This is a genomic window from Pseudomonas sp. SST3 (genome assembly GCF_003325755.1).
Genome location: NZ_QORI02000007.1, coordinates 1 through 19,131, shown reverse-complemented (window position 1 = coordinate 19,131; position 19,131 = coordinate 1). Strand labels below are relative to the sequence as shown.

The following is a 19,131-nucleotide window of genomic DNA, read 5'->3' as shown; positions in this document are numbered from 1 at the left end:
CAGGTTAGAGGGATCTGCGCACCCGGTAGATAGCCGGTTAACTGTGCTCGTGACGCTTTGAAAACAGCTTCTTGCGGATTGTGGCGCCTAAAACGGCGGGCTGATTCTACTGGAACGGACCCGTAAAGTTAAGTGAAACGCCGTGGCAAGCGAGTTCGGCGGGTTCAGGCAAGCCCCCTCGAAAAGCCCTCGGTGCCCCGCGCGTCGCGGGCTGTGCGACCAGGAACGGACTTCTGGGACGGATTCTTCCGTGACCCGGCTTGGACAAAAGTCTAAGATGCGGCGCTGTTCTTCGATCCACCGCCCGTTATGTCCAATCAGCGCATCAAAACTCCTTGTGTAGGCCTCTGTTCTACCGTTTACGGTGATCTCGTCTGCCGCGGCTGCAAGCGTTTCCACCATGAAGTGGTGAACTGGAATGCTTATGACGAGCTGGGTAAGCGCTCCGTCTGGCTGAGGCTGGAGCTACTGCTGGCGCAGGTAATGGCTGCGAAGCTGGAAATCTTCGACGCGGAACTGTTGCGCCGCCAGCTGGAAAGCCGGCAAATTCGTTTCGTCGCGGATCAGTCGCCGTACTGCTGGGCCTACCACCTTATCGCTCGTGGCGCGCGGGTCATTCAACAGCTAGAGGCGTACGGCGTCGTTTTGCTTCCCGAATTCCGTGACTGGTCTCTACCCGAGCTTCGTGATGCCATCGACCGGGAATTCTTTCTTCTGTCAGAAGCGCATTACCAGCGCTACATCGCGCCAGGGTTTCCGAGCGAAACCAACGGCTAGCTTGGTACAAGCAGTAGCGGCATGCGTCCGGCTGCTGCTGGTGCCATCCATGCCGCTAACGGCGTGCCAGATCCTCCAGATGTTCGATAATGTCGTCCGGTTTCAATACCAAGACGTCGCTTTCCAGGGCATCGAGCACCACTTCGGCGGTATTGCCCATCAGTGCGCCTGAGAAGCCAGTGCGGGCGACCGTGCCGATGACCGTAACAACCGCCTGTAGTTGATGGCAGACGCGGGGGATCAGGGCATCTGCCGGACCCTCTTCGATGTGTAGATGGCTATCTGGAATATCGAAGTCGGTCTGGAACTGTTTGCAGGCATCTCGATAGCGCGCTTCGATGGTTTCCTTCAACTGGAAAGCCGGGTCTGCGGCTGAAAGCATGGCTGAAGGATGGGCGCTTATGACATGTAGGCTGCCCTCGGCTAGCGCGGCGATTTCGTAGCCACGATTGACTATGCTGGCGTGGAGCGAACGGTGTTCTAGATCTGCGTTGCCTACATCGACAGCTGCGAGCACTGTACCGCCGGTCCACGGCGCTTCGGTCTTGACCATCAGCACGGGGCAGGGGCAATAACGCAGTAGCTTCCAATCGTCCGAAGTCAGCAATGCGCGCCTCAGCGGGTTATCGGCGATGTGCTGTTTAATCACCAGCCCACAGCCTTCGGCTTGCTGTACCGCGATAATCGTCTGGTGAAGATTGTCGTGCCAGGCTTGTTGGGTGGCTACGGTATGCCCCTGGTCCTCCAGCTCCGCACGAAGCTTGGCGAGGTAGTCGCTGTGATCATGCTTGCCGTCGCAAACCAGCAGATGCAGTTGTGTCTGGCTGACGCTAGCGATCAGGCGTGCCCGCTTCAGTGCCAGATTTTCAGGCAGCTTTGGATCGATTACTACGAGAATACAGCGAATGGCTTGCATGATCGGCTCCGCTTGCGGTTTCGTATGACTTCACTATAGCCAAGGGAACCCCTTCTGGGTCTGACGCAGATCAACCAGCACTGGCCGTGTAGAACATGCTTCGTATAATGCGCCGTCCGCGGCACTGAGTCGGTATCCCTGCCGTTCACCTTATTTTGCGAAACGACCTCACCATGCTTCCCGAATTGAATGAATTTCTTGGCTGCGCCACACCCGCTGCATGGGTCGACGCTGCGCTGCAAAATCAGGACGTGATGCTCATCGATCACGGCAATTGTGAGAAAAAGGCTGCAGGCGCAGCCTTCCAGCTGATGTTCAGGTACGTCGACAAGCCCGACCTGCAGAACAAGATGTCGCGGTTGGCCAGGGAAGAGCTGCGGCATTTCGAGCAGGTGCTATCGATCATCCGCAAGCGTGAGATTGGCCTGCGTAACATCGGCTCATCACGTTACGCCGCTGGCTTGCGGGAATTGGTGCGTAATCACGAGCCCTATCGGCTCACCGATACGCTGGTGATTGGAGCCTTTATCGAGGCGCGTTCCTGCGAGCGTTTTGCGATGCTGGTGCCTCATCTGGACGAAGAGCTGAGCAAGTTCTACCACGGCCTGCTGAAATCCGAGGCGAGGCACTTCCAGGATTATCTGAAGCTGGCGTATCTCTATGGCGATGTGGCGGATATCGATGAGGCCATCGTTCGGGTGCGTGAACGTGAACGCGAACTGATCGAAAGCCCCGATAGCGAGTTTCGCTTTCACAGTGGCGTACCGAGCGCCGCCTGATCTGTCAGCTAAGGTCGAACGGCGCCTGATGGAAGCCAGCTTCGTCGACCTGCAAGGCCCAGCCTTGGCGATCCCAATCACCCAATACGATGCGCCTGGCGGGTTGCCCATCGATCAGCAGCGAATGCGTGGCGGGACGGTGGGTATGACCGTGAATCAGTGTACGGACGTTGTAGCGTTGCATGACGCGGGCCACTTCGTCGGGCGTAACGTCGACGATATCGCTGGCTTTCATCCGCGTCTCTTCCTTGCTGCTCGATCGCAGCTTCTGGGCCAACTTCTGACGCTTGGCGAGGGAAAGGTTGTGCAGGATGAACAGGCTGATCGGGTTGCGCAGCCAGCGCCGTAGCCGCATATAGCCTTCGTCTCGGGTGCACAAACTGTCGCCGTGCATCAGCAATACCCGCTCACCGGCTAGCTGTGCGATATGCGGATCGGCCAGAAGCGTGCATCCGGCCTCGCGGCAGAATGCCTTACCTATCATGAAGTCGCGGTTGCCATGCATCAGGTAGATTCGGGTTCCGCGCTGGCTCAACGTCTTCAGCGCTCCGGCTATTTCGTGCTGATAGGGTGTCATGCCGTCATCGCCGACCCAAACCTCGAAGAAATCGCCCAGGATGTAAAGCGCCTCGGCCTGGATCGCTCGAGTCTCGAGAAAACGAAGAAACGCCCGGGTAATGTCCGGGCGTTTTTCCTCTAGATGCAGATCAGAAATCAGCAGTATCAATACGGTTACTCGACGATCTCAGCTTTCTCGATAACTACATCTTCCACCGGCACGTCCTGATGGCCTGACTTCATAGTGGTGGGAACGCCCTTGATCTTTTCGACCACGTCCATGCCTTCGACCACTTCGCCGAACACGGCGTAGCCCCAGCCCTGGACGGTCGGCGCGGTGTGGTCGAGGAAATCGTTGTCCTTAACGTTGATAAAGAACTGGGCGGATGCCGAGTGCGGCTCCATGGTGCGTGCCATGGCCAGAGTACCGGTCTTGTTGGAAAGGCCGTTGTTGGCTTCGTTTTTGATCTGGGCGCGGGTGGCTTTCTGCTTCATGCCGGGCTCGAAGCCGCCGCCCTGGACCATGAAGTTGCTGATCACGCGATGGAAGATCGTGCCGTCGTAGTGGCCGCTCTTCACGTATTCCTTGAAGTTGGCGGTGGTTTCCGGGGCCTTGTCTTCGAACAACTTGACGGTAATGACGCCATGATTGGTATGCAGCTTGATCATTGAGGGCCTTCCTTATGAGAAAAGGTAGAAGTCGTGTCGCGACAGCGTGGCCGGCGCGATAGCGAGGATGAACGTCGCTGCCGCAGTGCGTTGCGCAGCCGGGCGCTTTGCTCTGTCAGGGGGTTGACGGGTCCGCTATGATAGGCGCTTTGATTTGGCCGGCCTACCCTGAGAGAGTGTTTACAAATTACTGCGCTCGGCCATGCTGCGTTGAAATCAGCCTCAAAATGCTCATGTACAACTTGTACATTCCGCTTTTTCGACTGATTTCGCCTTGCCTGACCATCGCTCGCTACTTTTGTAAACCTCTCTGAGCCGCACACTCGCAGATCGTTAAGGACACCATGAGCAAGCCTGAGACTACCGCAGCCACCAATTTTCTCCGCCCGATCGTCCAGGCCGACCTGGAATCCGGCAAGCATGCCAAGATCGTCACGCGCTTTCCGCCCGAGCCCAATGGTTACCTGCATATCGGCCATGCCAAGTCGATTTGCCTGAACTTCGGTCTGGCCCAAGAGTTCGGTGGCGAGTGCAACCTCCGCTTCGACGACACCAACCCGGCGAAAGAAGATCAGGAATACATCGACGCCATCAAGAGCGACGTCCAGTGGCTCGGTTTCCAGTGGGCGGGCGAGGAGCGCTACGCCTCCAACTATTTCGCGCAGCTGCACGACTGGGCCATCGAACTGATCAAGGCTGGGAAGGCCTACGTCTGCGACCTGACGTCCGAGCAGGCTCGGGAGTACCGTGGCAGTCTGACCGAGCCCGGCAGGAACAGCCCGTTCCGGGATCGTTCGGTGGAAGAAAACCTGGACCTGTTCGCTCGGATGAAGGCCGGCGAATTTCCTGACGGTGCCAAGGCGTTACGCGCGAAGATCGACATGTCCTCACCGAACATGAACCTGCGCGACCCGATTCTCTATCGAATCCGCCATGCGCATCATCATCAGACCGGCAATGACTGGTGCATCTACCCGAGTTACGATTTCACTCATGGCCAGTCGGATGCCATCGAAGGCATCACTCATTCGATTTGTACCCTGGAGTTTGAAGATCACCGTCCGCTCTACGAGTGGTTCCTCGAAAACCTGCCGGTTCCGGCGCGCCCGCGTCAGTATGAGTTTGCCCGCCTCAACTTGAACTACACCATCACCAGCAAGCGCAAGCTCAAGCAGCTGGTCGATGAAAAGCACGTCGGTGGCTGGGACGACCCGCGGATGTCGACGCTCAGCGGCTACCGTCGGCGCGGATACACGCCGGCGTCGATCCGTACCTTCTGCGACATGATCGGCGTGAACCGCGCCGGCGGCGTGGTTGATATCGGCATGCTCGAATTCGCGATTCGCGAGGACCTGGACGCGAATGCACCACGAGCCATGTGCGTTCTCAAGCCGCTGAAGGTCGTCATCACCAACTATCCCGAAGGCCAAATAGAAAACCTCGAACTGCCTCGCCATCCGAAGCAGGACATCGGCGTGCGCCAGCTGCCGTTCTCGCGGGAAATTTATATCGATGCCACCGATTTCGAAGAAGCACCACCAGCCGGGTTCAAGCGCCTGATTCCGGGTGGCGAAGTGCGCCTGCGTGGCAGCTATGTGATCCGTGCCGATGAAGCGATCAAGGACGAACAAGGCAACATCGTCGAACTGCGCTGCTCCTACGATGAAAACACGCTGGGCAAGAACCCCGAGGGCCGCAAGGTCAAGGGCGTTATTCACTGGGTCCCGGCCGCTGAGAGCGTCGAGTGTGAAGTGCGTCTGTACGATCGCCTGTTCCGCTCTGCCAATCCCGAGAAGGCGTCCGCTGAAAACGAAGAGCAGGGGGGTAGCTTCCTCGACAACATCAATCCCGAATCCCTGGTCGTGCTCAAAGGCTGCCGCGCCGAACCTTCATTGGCCTCGGCCGAAGCTGAAGATCGCTTCCAGTTCGAGCGCGAAGGCTATTTCTGCGTCGACCGCAAAGACAGCCGGCCGGGCGCCATGGTGTTCAACCGTACTGTGACGCTGCGTGATTCCTGGGGAGGCCAGTAAATGGCGTTGTCGATCTACAACACCCTGACCAAGGCCAAGGAGCCACTCAAGCCGCTGGTCGGCAATCAGGTGCGTATGTACGTCTGCGGCATGACGGTCTATGACTTCTGCCACATCGGCCACGCGCGGGTCATGGTGGCGTTCGATGTCGTCTCGCGCTGGTTGCGCCAGCGTGGTTACGATTTGACCTACGTGCGCAACATCACCGATATCGACGACAAGATCATCCGTCGCGCTCAGGAAAACGGCGAAACTTTCGAGGCGCTGACCACGCGCATGATCGCCGCCATGCATGAGGATGAGGCACGGCTCAACGTGTTGCGTCCCGATAATGAGCCGCGTGCCACCGAGTACATCGCTGGCATGCACAGCATGATCCAGACTCTGATCGACAAAGGCTTCGCTTACGCGCCGGGGAACGGCGATGTCTACTACCGGGTCGGCAAATTCGTCGGCTACGGCAAGCTGTCACGGCGCAAGATCGAGGATCTGAAAATCGGTGCGCGCATCGAAGTCGACGAAGCCAAGGAAGATCCGCTGGACTTCGTGCTCTGGAAGGCCGCCAAGCCGAGCGAGCCGAGCTGGGAGTCGCCCTGGGGCGCGGGCCGTCCGGGCTGGCATATCGAGTGCTCGGTCATGTCCACGTGCTGCTTGGGCGAGACCTTCGATATTCACGGCGGTGGTCCTGATCTGGTGTTTCCGCATCACGAGAACGAGATCGCGCAAAGCGAAGCGGCCACCGGCAAGCAGTACGCCAATGCCTGGATGCATGCCGGTGCGGTCCGCGTCGATGGCGAGAAGATGTCCAAGTCGTTGGGCAACTTCTTCACCATTCGCGATGTGTTGGATAAGTACCAGCCGGAAGTGGTGCGCTACCTGTTGGTTTCGAGCCATTACCGCAGTCCGATCAACTATTCCGAGGACAGCCTTAAAGAGGCTAAAGGTGCGCTGGAGCGGTTTTATACCGCGCTCAGGGGCCTTCCCGACGTGTCTGCCGAAGGCGGCGAGAGTTTCACCTCGCGGTTCGGCGAAGCCATGGATGATGACTTCAACTCTCCTGAAGCGTGCGCCGTGTTGTTCGAAATGGCTCGCGAGGTCAACCGTTTGCGCGAAACCGATCAGCAAGGCGCCGCGGCACTTGCGGCTCGCTTGAAAGAACTGGCGAGTGTGCTCGGCGTGTTGCAGATGGACCCAGACGCCTTTCTGCAGGCCGGCGCCGCAGGCAAGGTGGATGCGGCCCAGGTAGAGGCGCTGATTGCCGCTCGACTGCAAGCCCGGTTCGAGAAGAACTGGGCAGAGTCCGACCGTATCCGAGACCAGTTGACCGCCATGGGTGTGGTGCTGGAAGACGGCAAAGGCGGCACGACTTGGCGTCTGGGCGAATAACCCTGACTGTTGTGCTTGTTCTGAGGTGGTCGGGCCGGCCTTCGGCCTGCATTCGCCGTGGGGCGCGCCAGCGATGCGGTTAAGACGCTAAGCTTTTTGGCGCTTGGTGTGCGGGCCGACCGGCGGCTCGACGCCTTATCCTTTCCAGATTCCCTCGGCGCGCAGGCGCTTGTAGAGGGTGTTGCGGCTGACACCCAGGTGCCGGGCGAGGTGCGAAACGTTGCCGCGACAGGCCTCGAATTGCGAGCGCAACGGCTGATTTGAAGTAAATGGAAGCTGGGTGGTCTTGGGTGAGGGCTGGAGTAGCTCCGTTCGGCCATAGGTGTCGGTGTTTTTTTCAAGGTCGACGAAGAAGTCGTCCGGCAGATGCTCCGGGCGGATCGGCTGATCCTCGGCCAACGCCAGCGCAACCTGAATCACACTGCTCAGTTGACGTATGTTTCCTGGCCAGGGGTGGTTTTCGAACAGGCGCAGTACCTCGGTATGTAATCCCGCCCATTGCTGGGGTTCCCGGTGTTGCTCCCAGATTCGCTGGATCAGGGCCTGCTTGTCGCGGCGGGCTCGCAGCGGTGGCAGCTCCACGCTGAGACCGCTGACGCGATAAAACAAGTCTTGGCGAAAACGGCCGCTTTCGACGTCTTGGCGTAGGGAGCGATTCGTTGCGCAAATCAACCGAAAGTCGACCGGGGAGGGCTCTCCACCCCCGAGCGGTTGGACGCTACGATCTTGCAGCACACGCAACAGGCGTGCCTGCAGGTTCAGCGGCATATCGCCGATCTCGTCGAGAAACAATACGCCCCCGTCAGCCTTGCGGATCAGGCCGAGACTGCCTTTCTGATGCGCACCGGTGAAGGCGCCTTTTTCATAGCCGAACAGTTCCGACTCGATCAGCTCCTGGGGAATCGCCGCGCAATTCACCGCGATCAGCGGTGCCTTGGCTCGCGAACTGGCCGCGTGCAGCGCCTTGACCAGTATTTCCTTACCGACGCCCGTCTCACCGTGCACAAGGATCGGAACGTTCTTTTCCAGCATGAGCTGGGCCTGGTGAATCACTTTATGGACCTGCGGGTCGCCCTGGTCGATACCGGCCAAATCGATGGGCTGCTCCGGTCTGGGCGCCTTGCGAAAGTCGCGAGGCTGGATGCGTGGCTTCTGTGGGCGTCGAACGATGCCGTGAAAGCGATGGCGGCCCATGGCTCGCAATAGCAAGGGTTGATCTTCGGGTTGATTGACCAGCTGCAGCAGCGGAATGTCGAACAGCCTGTCGATGCGGGTACTCGCCAGCGCTACGCCGAGCAGATTGTCGGCGCGCCGGTTAGCCGAGACGATCAACCCGGACTCATCGAAGACAAGCAGGCCAGCCCACTGGCTGTCGAGGTTGTCCTGCCCGGTATTGAAGGTCAGCTGGAAACAGTCGTCATGAAACAGGTTGAGGATCAGCCGATTCTCCACCGACTGGCTCATCATCTTGACCATGCCGAGGGTGTGCGAAGGCGGAAGGTAGCTGTCGCTGGACACATCGAGCACTGCGATAAGCTGACGTTGCGCGTCGAAGATCGGTGACGCCGCACCGGATAGGTAGCGGTTGGCCTTGAGGAAGTGCTCGTCGCGCTGAATATGAACGGCCTGCCCACTGGCCAATGCAGTGCCGATCGCATTGGTCCCCGTGTCGCGCTCCATCCAGCTCGCGCCGGGCTTGAAGCCTCGTTGCTGCGCGGGCTCGACGAAGCGCCGATCCCCCCAGGATTGGAGCAACTGCCCGCCGCTGTCCGCCAGAAGAATCAGGCAGCTCGAGTTCGAAAGGATGTTCTCGTAGTACGGCAGCACTTCGCGTTGGGTGGTCTGCACCAGACTTCGCTGACGCTCCAACAGGGCGTTAACGTCCTGCTCTGCCGGCTGGCCGAAACTGGGGGTGCTAAGCGGATTCAACCCGTAGCGTTCGCAGCGGCTCCAGGAATCCTCTACCAGAGCCTGATGTGAGATGGACTGGGCTGGGTCGGCCATGTTGCCTCTCTGAGGGTGCAATTCTTGTTGTTATAAGACTGCTGCCGCGTCTGGCGGCTCTGAACAGTCTTGTTCATTTCTGTTCAGTGTCAATGTTCACAATTGTTCATTTTGAACACTTGAGAACACCGCTTTTGGCAGCAATTCTCACGCTAGAGCCGTTGGTGGGACCTGGCACGGATATCGCTCTGCATCTGGCCATAACAATTAGAAGGATGCGGCATGTCCCTCACCTTGGAACACGTCACCAAGACGGTCGATGGCCACCTGCATATCGACGACGCCAGCCTGGTTTTCGAACCCGGCTCGTTCAACGTATTGATCGGGCGAACCCTGTCGGGCAAGACCTCGCTGATGCGCCTGATGGCCGGGCTCGACAAACCGAACAAAGGACGAATCCTGATGAACAGCGCGGACGTGACCGGGGTTCCCGTACGCAAGCGCAACGTGTCGATGGTTTACCAGCAGTTCATCAACTACCCGACGCTGAGTGTCTTCGAGAACATTGCTTCGCCGCTGCGTCAGGCTGGCGTGAGCAAGGCGGATATCGAGCGCAAGGTGCGTGAAACTGCCGAGATGCTGCATATCGAAGAATTTCTTCAACGGTATCCACTGGAACTATCCGGTGGCCAGCAGCAGCGCACCGCGATGGCTAGAGCGCTGGTCAAGGATGCGGATCTGGTTCTGTTCGACGAGCCGCTGGTCAACCTCGACTACAAGTTGCGTGAAGAGCTCCGCCAGGAGATGCGCGAGCTCTTCAAGACTCGGCGTAGCATCGCCGTTTATGCCACCACCGAGCCCAATGAGGCGCTGGCGCTGGGCGGAACGGCAACCGTCCTGCATGAGGGCCGAGTGATACAGAGCGGGCCGACTTCCGAGGTTTATCACCGGCCCAGCCACATGCTCAGTGCCGAGCTGTTCTCCGAGCCGCCGATTAATCTGCTGCCGGGCAGGATTGGCGCCAACGAAGTCAGCTTTCAGGACAGCATGCATTTTCCTCTTAATGCGGGCCTGCGGACCTTGCGCGAGGGCGAGTACCAGTTCGGCATTCGTCCCAGCCATATTGGCCTCGTCCCCTCCAATGACGACGATCTGGAGGTGTCCGGAATCGTCGAGCTAGCGGAAATCAGTGGCTCGGAAACCTTCCTCCATGTGCGCAACGACCACTTCAGCCTCGTGCTGCACCTGCAGGGCCTGCACGACTACGCGGTGGATTCGCCAATCCGGGTGTATGTGCCGACCCACAAGCTGTTTGTGTTCGATGCCGCCGGCCAGTTGGCCCAGGCACCGGCTCGACGCCTCTGAGGAGAGCACCATGGCTGAGATTCGCTTGAAGAACCTTGCCCACAGCTACAACTCGCAGCCGCGCGGGGCGGAGGACTATGCGATTCGTGAGATGGACCATGTGTGGGAGCAGGGCGGTGCCTACGCTCTTTTGGGCCCCTCCGGATGCGGCAAGTCGACTTTGCTCAACATCATTTCCGGATTGCTCAGCCCATCCGAGGGCCAGGTGCTGTTCGACGCCCGCGAGGTGAGCAGGATGACGCCCGAGCAGCGCAATATCGCCCAGGTTTTCCAGTTTCCGGTGGTGTACGACACCATGACCGTGTTCGACAATCTGGCTTTCCCGCTGCGCAATCAGGGCGTCCCGGAAGCGCGGGTCACCAGTAAGGTGCACGAGATTGCCGAGGTGCTTGACCTGCATCCATTGCTCAAGCGCAAAGCCCGCAACCTGACCGCGGATGAGAAACAGAAGGTCTCCATGGGGCGCGGTCTGGTACGGGACGACGTGTCGGCGATTCTCTTCGACGAGCCGCTGACCGTGATCGATCCGCATCTGAAATGGAAGCTGCGCCGCAAGCTCAAGCAGATCCATGAGCAGTTCAATATCACCATGATTTACGTAACTCACGATCAGCTGGAGGCTTCGACGTTCGCCGACAAGATCGCGGTGATGCATGGCGGGCAGATCGTCCAGTTCGGTACGCCGCGGGAGCTCTTCGAGCGGCCACAGCACACCTTTGTCGGGTTCTTTGTCGGCAGTCCCGGCATGAATCTGATCGACGTTCGTGCCGAGGCGGGCGGTGTTGGTTTTGGCGATCAGCACCTACCGGTCTCCGGAGCGCTGGCGGCTCGGCTGGCCGACCTGGCTGAAAGTCGTCTGCAGATCGGCATCCGCCCGGAGTTCGTTCAGGTGACGGAAGAACCGACAACCGGAGGAATGCAGACCGAGGTCGTGCGGGTAGAAGACCTCGGTACCTACAAAATACTCACGCTCCGGCTGCAAGGCCATCTGCTCAAAGCGCGCCTGCCAGAGGATCAGCCCGTCCCAACAGGGCAGGCCTGGGTAGGCTTTCCTGCCCAGTGGCTGATGCTCTATGCCGATGATCGGCTGGTAGAGGAACGGCCATGACCAAGATCCAGAACAATCGCGCGTGGTGGCTGGTATTGCCTGTGTTTCTGCTGGTCGCCTTCAGCGCCATCCTACCGATGATGACCGTGGTGAATTACTCGGTTCAGGACATCTTTGATTCCTCGACGCGCTTTTTTGTCGGCGCAGACTGGTATCGCCAGATCCTTCATGACCCTCGCCTGCATGATTCGCTGTTGCGGCAGTTCATCTTTTCCGGCTGCGTCCTGCTGATCGAAATTCCGCTGGGCATCGCGGTCGCGCTGACGATGCCGACCCGTGGTCGCTGGGCCTCTCTCTGCCTGATCGTGATGGCGATTCCGCTATTGATACCTTGGAACGTTGTCGGGACGATTTGGCAGATCTTCGGACGCGCCGACATCGGCCTGCTGGGTTACAGCCTTCGCGAACTAGGCATTGACTACAACTACGCATCCAATACTCGGGATGCCTGGGTCACGGTGCTGGTGATGGATGTATGGCATTGGACTTCGTTGGTCGCGCTGCTGTGCTACTCCGGCTTGCGAGCGATCCCGGACGCCTACTATCAAGCCGCACGTATCGACAGGGCATCGGCCTGGGCGGTCTTCCGCTACATTCAATTGCCCAAGCTCAAGAGCGTTCTGTTGATCGCCGTGATGCTGCGCTTTATGGACAGCTTCATGATTTATACCGAGCCGTTCGTACTCACCGGCGGCGGGCCGGGCAATGCCACCACATTCCTCAGTCAGACGTTGACCAAAATGGCGGTGGGGCAGTTCGATCTGGGCCCGGCGGCGGCGTTCTCGTTGATCTACTTCCTGATCATTTTGCTGGTGTCATGGCTGTTTTATACGGCCATGACCCATGGCGACCAGAAATGAAGAGGGCACGCTGATGAACCTGCGCAAGCGAGTGGTACTGATCCTCTATATCGCCTTTCTGATGGTGCCGATCTACTGGCTCATCAACATGTCGTTCAAGAGCAATACTGAAATTCTCGGCGGACTGACGCTCTGGCCTCGGGACCTCACGTTTGACAACTACAAAGTGATCTTTACCGATCGCAGCTGGTACAGCGGCTATATCAACTCGCTGTACTACGTGTGCTTGAACACGATCATTTCGCTGGCCGTGGCATTGCCTGCCGCATACGCGTTTTCCCGCTTCCGCTTTCTCGGTGACAAGCACCTGTTTTTCTGGCTGCTGACCAACCGGATGGCTCCGCCGGCAGTGTTTCTGCTGCCTTTCTTTCAGCTTTACTCATCAATCGGCTTGTTCGATACGCATATCGCAGTGGCCTTGGCCCATTGCCTGTTCAACGTGCCCCTGGCGGTATGGATTCTCGAAGGTTTCATGTCGGGCGTGCCGAAGGAAATCGATGAGACGGCCTACATCGACGGCTACAGCTTTCCCAAGTTCTTCGTGAAAATTTTCATTCCGCTGACTGGCTCGGGCATTGGTGTGACGGCGTTCTTCTGCTTCATGTTTTCCTGGGTTGAGCTGTTGCTGGCCCGCACGCTGACCTCGGTCGACGCCAAACCCATTGTCTCGGTGATGACTCGTACCGTTTCGGCTTCTGGGATCGACTGGGGCGTGCTGGCGGCCGCCGGTGTGCTGACTATTCTTCCCGGCATGCTGGTGATCTGGTTCGTCCGCAATCACGTGGCCAAGGGCTTCGCCCTGGGTCGGGTATAGGAGATAGCACATGAACTGGATGGCCTGGACCACTCCGACCGCAGTGTTTTTCGCGGTCATCGGTCTGATGCTGACGCTGATGAGCGCATGGGAGCTGAGGCGGCCCTGTGTCCCACGCAAAGGCTTCCTGCCCATCGTCACCACGCGCGGCGATCGGTTGTTCATTGGACTTCTGGGCAGCGCCTATTGGCATCTTCTGCTGATAGGACTGACCGACTGGAGCATCTGGATAGCGTCCGCGCTATCTCTCGTCTGGTTGTTTGCAGTGATGCGCTGGGGTTGAGCTCGCAGCTCATCCCTCCGAAAAACCCAAAGGAGGTGTTTATGTTCGAGAATAAAAACAACACCCGACATGGCATGGCGCTCACGGCCCTGCTGACGTTGTCCGGCTTGGCAGGTACGGCGTGGGCCGATACCTATGAAGATGCGGCAAAGAAATGGATCGAATCGGAATTCAACCCATCGACGCTGTCGCCGGAACAACAGATGGAGGAGTTGCGCTGGTTCATCAAGGCTGCCGAGCCCTTCCGCGGAATGGAGATCAATGTCGCGTCGGAAACCATCACCACCCATGAATATGAGTCCAAGACCCTGGCCCGGGCGTTCAGCGAAATCACCGGCATTCGCCTGCGGCATGACCTGATGCAGGAGGGCGATGTTGTCGAAAAACTGCAGACGCAAATGCAGTCCGGCAAGAACATCTATGACGGCTATATCAATGATTCCGACTTGATTGGCACGCATTTCCGCTACGGAAAGGCAGTTGCGATCAGCGACATGATTGAGAGCGAAGCCAAGGATTACACGCTGCCAACGCTCGATCTGGATGACTTCATCGGAATCTCGTTCACCACCGGGCCTGACGGCAAGATCTATCAGCTGCCGGTACAGCAGTTCGCCAACTTGTATTGGTTCCGAGCTGACTGGTTCGAACGCCCCGAGCTGAAGCAGCAGTTCAAGGAACGCTATGGCTATGAGCTCGGTGTGCCAGTGAACTGGTCCGCTTATGAGGACATTGCCGAGTTCTTCAGCAAGCACGTCAAGGAGATCGACGGCGAGCGCGTCTATGGCCATATGGACTATGGCAAGAAAGACCCATCGCTAGGCTGGCGCTTCACAGATGCCTGGTTCTCCATGGCGGGTGCTGGCGACAAAGGGTTGCCAAATGGCTTACCCGTAGATGAGTGGGGCATTCGCGTCGAGGATTGCCATCCGGTCGGATCGAGCGTTGCCCGCGGCGGTGCAACCAATGGGCCAGCGGCGGTCTATGCGACACAGAAATATGTCGACTGGATGCGTGAGTACGCACCGCGTGAGGCTCAGGGTATGACGTTTTCTGAGTCCGGTCCGGTTCCAGCGCAGGGCAACATTGCCCAGCAGATATTCTGGTACACCGCCTTCACTGCCGATATGACCAAACCGGGCCTGCCGGTGGTCAACGAGGATGGCACACCTAAGTGGCGGATGGCGCCGTCGCCCAAAGGGCCGTACTGGGAGGAGGGCATGAAGCTCGGCTATCAGGATGCCGGTTCCTGGACCTTTCTGGAGTCCACACCTGAGAAACGTCGTCTGGCTGCGTGGCTTTATGCGCAGTTCACCGTCGCGAAAACCGTGTCGTTGAAGAAAACGCTGGTTGGGCTGACGCCAATTCGCGAGTCTGACATCAACTCCGATGCGATGACTGAAGCGGCGCCGAAACTCGGTGGGCTGGTCGAGTTCTACCGCAGCCCTGCCCGAGTTCAGTGGACACCTACCGGAACCAACGTCCCGGATTATCCGCGCCTGGCGCAGCTCTGGTGGCAATACATCGCCGAAGCGGCCAGCGGCGACAAGACGCCTCAGGAAGCGCTGGACGGTCTAGCCGAAGCGCAGGACACCATGATGGCGCGACTGGAGCGGGCCAATGTACAGCCCAAATGCGGACCTAAGCTCAACGAGCCACGTGATCCAGAATACTGGCTGAGCCAGCCCGGCTCGCCGAAACCCAAACCTGGAGAACGAAAAGCCTCAGGGCCAGACTGTCAGCTATGACGAGCTGATCAAGTCCTGGGAGCAGGACCGCTAAGTTCAGATGCTTTTGAAAGCGCTAAATAGAAACGGCACCTGAGGGTGCCGTTTCTATTAGCAATGAGTTGAGAGCATGGTGGCTATCCAGCCTCGACTCAGACTATTTGTGCAAATACTCCGCCGCGTGCAGCGTATTTTCCAGCAGACAGGCTCGGGTCATCGGGCCAACCCCGCCGGGTACTGGCGTAATCCAGCTGGCACGCTTGGCTGCTACGTCGAATTCGACATCGCCAACCAGCTTGCCATCGGCCTGCCTGTTGATTCCAACATCGATGACAATAGCGCCTTCCTTGATCCAGTCGCCTTTTACCAGGCCGGTAATCCCTGTTGCGACCACGATCAGGTCGGCACGCTTGACGTGATCGGCCAGGTCATTGGTGAATCGGTGGGTGACGGTGGTCGTGCAACCAGCTAGCAGCAGCTCCAGCGCCATCGGCCGTCCGACGATATTGGATGCACCGACAACCACCGCGTTAAGCCCGTGAAGGTCTACGCCAGTGCTTTCGAGCAGCGCCATGATGCCCTTCGGCGTGCAAGGGCGGAGCAAAGGCATACGCTGTGCAAGACGGCCAATGTTGTAGGGGTGAAAGCCATCCACATCCTTGTCCGGACGGATGCGCTCCAGCAGCTGCGAAGCGTCCAGATGCTTGGGTAAGGGAAGCTGCACAAGGATGCCGTCGATAAGCGGATCATCATTGAGCTGATCGATAAGGGCCAACAGCTCCGTCTGGCTGGTCGCCGCCGGCAAATCATGGGCAATGGACTTGAACCCGACTTCCTCGCAGTCCTTGCGCTTGTGTGCCACATAGACTTGAGAGGCCGGGTCCTTGCCCACTAGGATCACTGCCAGCCCCGGCACCCGAAGACCTTGCCGAGATCGCTCGGCAACCCGGCCGGCTATCTGCTGGCGGATATTGGCGGCAATCTGTTTACCGTCGATCAGTTTTGCGGTCATGACGCGTGATTAACCATGGAGAAGGATTGAAAAAGGACGCGCATTCTCGCACGGTGGCAGCGTCTGGCAAAGGCGATGCGACGATCGATTCCCGTAACTCCTTTACCTGGCTGAATTTTTTTCGGTTTTGGTGTTGACGACATGCGGGCAGGCCATTAAGATTCGCCCCGCTTGTCGAGCACAGCTTGCTGCTGGGTAAGACGGCTTTTGAAGGTCAAGATCTTCATTGGCTGGAGCTTGAAGTCTGCGCTCAGATAGGATGCAGATAAAAGCGCCCGTAGCTCAGCTGGATAGAGCATCCGCCTTCTAAGCGGATGGTCGCAGGTTCGAGTCCTGCCGGGTGCGCCATTAAGGGCTCTGGCATAAGCAAGGCAATATGGTGGGCGTAGCTCAGTTGGTAGAGCACAGGATTGTGGCTCCTGCGGTCGTGGGTTCGAACCCCATCGTCCACCCCATATTCCGAAACGCCAGGCAGTGCCTGGCGTTTTCGTTTAAAAGTTTGCGGACGTGGTGAAATTGGTAGACACACCAGATTTAGGTTCTGGCGCCGCAAGGTGTGAGAGTTCGAGTCTCTCCGTCCGCACCATCACATGATTTCGAGACCTCTCTGGAGGAATCGGAAATCCCTGAAAGCCCCGTAATAGGGGCTTTTTTGTGCCTGAAGATTATCAGCCGGACTCACAACGCCTTGTACCAGCGCCGATATTTAGGTACATAAATGTGTACATCACGAATTCGAGTTTCGGGAGATGTACACATGGCACTGACCGATACGGCTGTACGCCAAGCCAAGCCCAGTGAGAGGGCGTACACCGTCTCAGATGGAGACGGGCTGGCCTTGTTTGTCCATCCTCGTGGAGATAAGTACTGGCATTTTCGATACCGAGCGAGTGGGAGGGCCCAGCGCGTCTCGCTAGGCACCTATCCGGAAGTATCGCTGAAAGAAGCTCGGCTGCGTCGGGAAGGCTCGGCGGAAAATGGCGGCCGGGGTAGATCCTGGGGAAAAATCGGAAGAGTCCCAGCGAGCGCGGTCAAGCAGCTGCGCAAAAGAGTTAGGGCTCAAGGCTCCGACGTGCCCGACTATCCGGTCCCTTTGTCGTCCCAAGCGGTAAAGGTCGTTAAGGCTATCCAGGTTTTTACACGGCAGTACGAGCTGCTGATCCCTGGGCGCAACGAGCTGGGCTACTCACTCCACCACCATCGCCATGCTTGGCCGCAAATGTGGACCAGCCAAGGCACACCTCCGGCCGCGCCGCCGCACGAACGCAAGCGCAAGCGCCCATACTAAACCAGCCACGAACCATGACTAAGGCCCACGGCGCACGGCCAAAGACATCCACCGGCCGTAGGAAAATGCTTACACGCGTTCGCGTACTGCGCGGCTGTCCATCATCTGGTCGTTATGCTTAGAATTGACATAGACGAGGCCAGAAGCCTCCTGATGTGTCTAAGTGAGTTCTGTTACAACGGGGCTCCTTATCGCCCGTGCTAGGGTTTGCCAGCCTGTACAAGAGGCGCGTAGTTCAAGCTGCGCGCTTTTTTTTGCACACAGTTGGCGGTTCTATTGGCTGGGTCGGGCTAACGGCCCGTTAGCGGTTGACGCGGCGCTGGGTCTCCCGTCGAACACTGCATCTAGGAGCAACGATGATGGCCGGTGAGGATTGGGCAGTACGAGCCCCACAAACAAAGCTTGAGCGTATGGAAGCGTACTTCGGCGGCTTTGGTTTCGAGCCCCACCGACACGACACCTACGCAGTCGGTCGCACCCTTGCGGGGGTTCATAGTTTCCGTTATCGAGACGGCATGAAACACAGCCTGCCGGGCGGCACAATCGTCATCCATCCCGATGAATTGCACGACGGTGAAGCAGGTAGCACGGATGGATTTCACTACCGAATCTTGTATATCGAGCCCGCACTGCTGCAGGAAGCCTTAGGCGGAACCACGTTGCCGTTTGTACCCGACGGGATTTCACGGGATCAACGTCTGTACGCAGCTACCCAGACGCTGATGCAAGACATGGATTGCGAGATCGAGCCGCTTGAGGAGGAGGATGCGATCTACGATTTAGCGCATGCTCTTGCCCAAGTTTCAGGCATAAGAAAGCGTCGACGTACGCTTAACTACAGTGCAGCTGAACTGGCGCGTGAATATATTCATAGCGCACTGGACAGCACTATTTCGCTTGATGAGCTCGAAGCTGCCAGCGGCCGTGATCGTTGGAGCCTGTCTCGTGACTTCAGGGCGCTATATGGAACGAGCCCCTATCGATATCTGACGATGCGGCGTTTAGATCAAGTGAAACGACAATTACTGCTTGGGCAACCATTGATCGATGTGGCTTTCAACGTCGGGTTCGCGGACCAAAGCCATATGACACGACATTTCAAAAAGGCTTACGGAATCTCTCCGGCGCGGTGGCTTGAGATGCTCCGACGCTGCTAATTGTCGCCCCTTCCTCAAAGCTGCACGATCGTTCAATACCGCCACATAGCCTCTCTCTAGACTCGGTCCCGCAGCGTGTTCTGCTCGCGAAGCATCGCTTCGCGGCACTCCGTTGCGTCTCAGGTCGGCTCCTTCTATCGTAAGCGTCCAGCCAACTCACCTTCCGAACTCCAGCATTAAGGGCGATGGTGTCCGCGTTTTTTAAGCGGACGCGATAGCCCTTATCGCCGGGATTTCCATGCGCCAACGAAGCTCTTACCCCAAACCGTTCAAGGCCCAGGTTGTTCAGGAGTGCCTGCAATCCGGTGCTAGCGTTTCCAGCGTGGCCATACGCCATGGCATCAACGCCAACGTCATTCGCAAGTGGCTACCGCTTTACCGAGATCAGCCACCAGCGGCGTTGCCGGCTTTCGTTCCATTGAGGGCTACGCCTAAACGACCGGCTGAAGCATCGGTGA

Annotated in this window: 17 protein-coding genes, 3 tRNA genes and 1 pseudogene; 16 read left to right on the top strand and 5 right to left on the bottom strand. The window is 58.2% G+C overall.

What is annotated here, in order from left to right; all coding sequences use genetic code 11:
- Positions 1-309 precede the first annotated feature (309 nt).
- A complete protein-coding gene (locus DQ405_RS08760; protein ID WP_168423849.1) occupies positions 310-777 on the top strand; it encodes a DUF1289 domain-containing protein in 468 nt (155 codons plus the stop codon).
- Between the two features lie 55 nt (positions 778-832).
- Here the strand turns inward: DQ405_RS08760 and DQ405_RS08755 are convergent, their stop codons facing one another.
- Positions 833-1,693 carry a universal stress protein gene (locus tag DQ405_RS08755; protein ID WP_168423848.1) on the bottom strand — a complete coding sequence of 287 codons (861 nt, stop codon included), beginning with the start codon at positions 1,691-1,693 and terminating at the stop codon, positions 833-835.
- A gap of 173 nt (positions 1,694-1,866) precedes the next feature.
- Here DQ405_RS08755 and miaE point away from each other — a divergent pair, with 173 nt between their 5' ends.
- Entirely contained in the window at positions 1,867-2,472 is a 606-nt protein-coding gene (gene miaE, locus DQ405_RS08750; RefSeq protein WP_168423847.1) for a tRNA-(ms[2]io[6]A)-hydroxylase, read from the top strand.
- A gap of 4 nt (positions 2,473-2,476) precedes the next feature.
- On the opposite strand, the gene lpxH is transcribed toward miaE, so the two are convergent.
- Both lpxH and DQ405_RS08740 read right to left on the bottom strand, forming a co-directional pair.
- Complete coding sequence (lpxH, locus tag DQ405_RS08745; RefSeq protein WP_168423846.1) at positions 2,477-3,199, bottom strand: UDP-2,3-diacylglucosamine diphosphatase; 723 nt, start codon at positions 3,197-3,199, stop codon at positions 2,477-2,479.
- A gap of 5 nt (positions 3,200-3,204) precedes the next feature.
- On the bottom strand, positions 3,205-3,699 hold the full coding sequence (locus tag DQ405_RS08740; protein WP_168423845.1) for a peptidylprolyl isomerase: 495 nt from the start codon (positions 3,697-3,699) through the stop codon (positions 3,205-3,207).
- A gap of 344 nt (positions 3,700-4,043) precedes the next feature.
- Between DQ405_RS08740 and DQ405_RS08735 the strand changes: the two genes are divergently transcribed.
- Positions 4,044-5,729, top strand: a complete 1,686-nt coding sequence (locus DQ405_RS08735; RefSeq protein ID WP_168423844.1) for a glutamine--tRNA ligase/YqeY domain fusion protein — start codon at positions 4,044-4,046, stop codon at positions 5,727-5,729.
- Positions 5,730-7,115 (top strand): cysteine--tRNA ligase, encoded by a 1,386-nt coding sequence (gene cysS, locus DQ405_RS08730; protein WP_168423843.1) that lies wholly within the window; start codon positions 5,730-5,732, stop codon positions 7,113-7,115.
- 135 nt (positions 7,116-7,250) lie between these two features.
- Here cysS and DQ405_RS08725 read toward each other — a convergent pair whose 3' ends face one another.
- Positions 7,251-9,119, bottom strand: a complete 1,869-nt coding sequence (locus tag DQ405_RS08725) for a sigma-54-dependent Fis family transcriptional regulator (protein WP_168423842.1) — start codon at positions 9,117-9,119, stop codon at positions 7,251-7,253.
- A 222-nt stretch (positions 9,120-9,341) separates the two neighbouring features.
- On the opposite strand from DQ405_RS08725, the gene DQ405_RS08720 reads away from it, so the two are divergent.
- The 6 genes and pseudogenes from DQ405_RS08720 to DQ405_RS08695 all read left to right on the top strand — a co-directional run bounded on the left by DQ405_RS08720 (position 9,342) and on the right by DQ405_RS08695 (position 15,271).
- On the top strand, positions 9,342-10,424 hold the full coding sequence (locus tag DQ405_RS08720) for an ABC transporter ATP-binding protein (RefSeq protein ID WP_168423841.1): 1,083 nt from the start codon (positions 9,342-9,344) through the stop codon (positions 10,422-10,424).
- A 10-nt stretch (positions 10,425-10,434) separates the two neighbouring features.
- Positions 10,435-11,532, top strand: coding sequence for an ABC transporter ATP-binding protein (locus DQ405_RS08715; RefSeq protein WP_168423840.1), 1,098 nt, complete (start codon positions 10,435-10,437; stop codon positions 11,530-11,532).
- On the top strand, positions 11,529-12,392 hold the full coding sequence (locus tag DQ405_RS08710; protein WP_168423839.1) for a carbohydrate ABC transporter permease: 864 nt from the start codon (positions 11,529-11,531) through the stop codon (positions 12,390-12,392). The genes DQ405_RS08715 and DQ405_RS08710 overlap by 4 nt, the downstream gene beginning before the upstream one ends.
- Before the next feature lie 13 nt (positions 12,393-12,405).
- Positions 12,406-13,206, top strand: a complete 801-nt coding sequence (locus DQ405_RS08705) for a carbohydrate ABC transporter permease (RefSeq protein WP_168424039.1) — start codon at positions 12,406-12,408, stop codon at positions 13,204-13,206.
- 10 nt (positions 13,207-13,216) lie between these two features.
- Positions 13,217-13,489 carry a DUF2160 domain-containing protein gene (locus DQ405_RS08700; protein ID WP_168423838.1) on the top strand — a complete coding sequence of 91 codons (273 nt, stop codon included), beginning with the start codon at positions 13,217-13,219 and terminating at the stop codon, positions 13,487-13,489.
- A 41-nt stretch (positions 13,490-13,530) separates the two neighbouring features.
- A pseudogene (locus DQ405_RS08695) lies at positions 13,531-15,271 on the top strand (ABC transporter substrate-binding protein).
- Positions 15,272-15,373: 102 nt separating this feature from the next.
- Here the strand turns inward: DQ405_RS08695 and folD are convergent.
- The gene (gene folD, locus DQ405_RS08690) at positions 15,374-16,228 is read right to left on the bottom strand and encodes a bifunctional methylenetetrahydrofolate dehydrogenase/methenyltetrahydrofolate cyclohydrolase FolD (protein ID WP_168423837.1); all 855 of its coding nucleotides are present in this window, start codon (positions 16,226-16,228) and stop codon (positions 15,374-15,376) included.
- 271 nt (positions 16,229-16,499) lie between these two features.
- On the opposite strand from folD, the gene DQ405_RS08685 reads away from it, so the two are divergent.
- The 6 genes from DQ405_RS08685 to tnpA form a co-directional block, all read left to right on the top strand.
- Positions 16,500-16,576, top strand: a tRNA-Arg gene (locus tag DQ405_RS08685).
- Positions 16,577-16,607: 31 nt separating this feature from the next.
- A tRNA-His gene (locus tag DQ405_RS08680) sits at positions 16,608-16,683 on the top strand.
- Positions 16,684-16,729: 46 nt separating this feature from the next.
- Positions 16,730-16,814: transfer RNA gene (locus DQ405_RS08675), tRNA-Leu, on the top strand.
- 132 nt (positions 16,815-16,946) lie between these two features.
- Entirely contained in the window at positions 16,947-17,516 is a 570-nt protein-coding gene (locus DQ405_RS08670; RefSeq protein WP_342030405.1) for an Arm DNA-binding domain-containing protein, read from the top strand.
- 359 nt (positions 17,517-17,875) lie between these two features.
- On the top strand, positions 17,876-18,673 hold the full coding sequence (locus DQ405_RS08665) for a helix-turn-helix domain-containing protein (protein ID WP_168424038.1): 798 nt from the start codon (positions 17,876-17,878) through the stop codon (positions 18,671-18,673).
- 238 nt (positions 18,674-18,911) lie between these two features.
- On the top strand, positions 18,912-19,131 hold a 220-nt coding region (gene tnpA, locus DQ405_RS08660), incomplete at its 3' end, for an IS66-like element accessory protein TnpA (protein WP_168423835.1).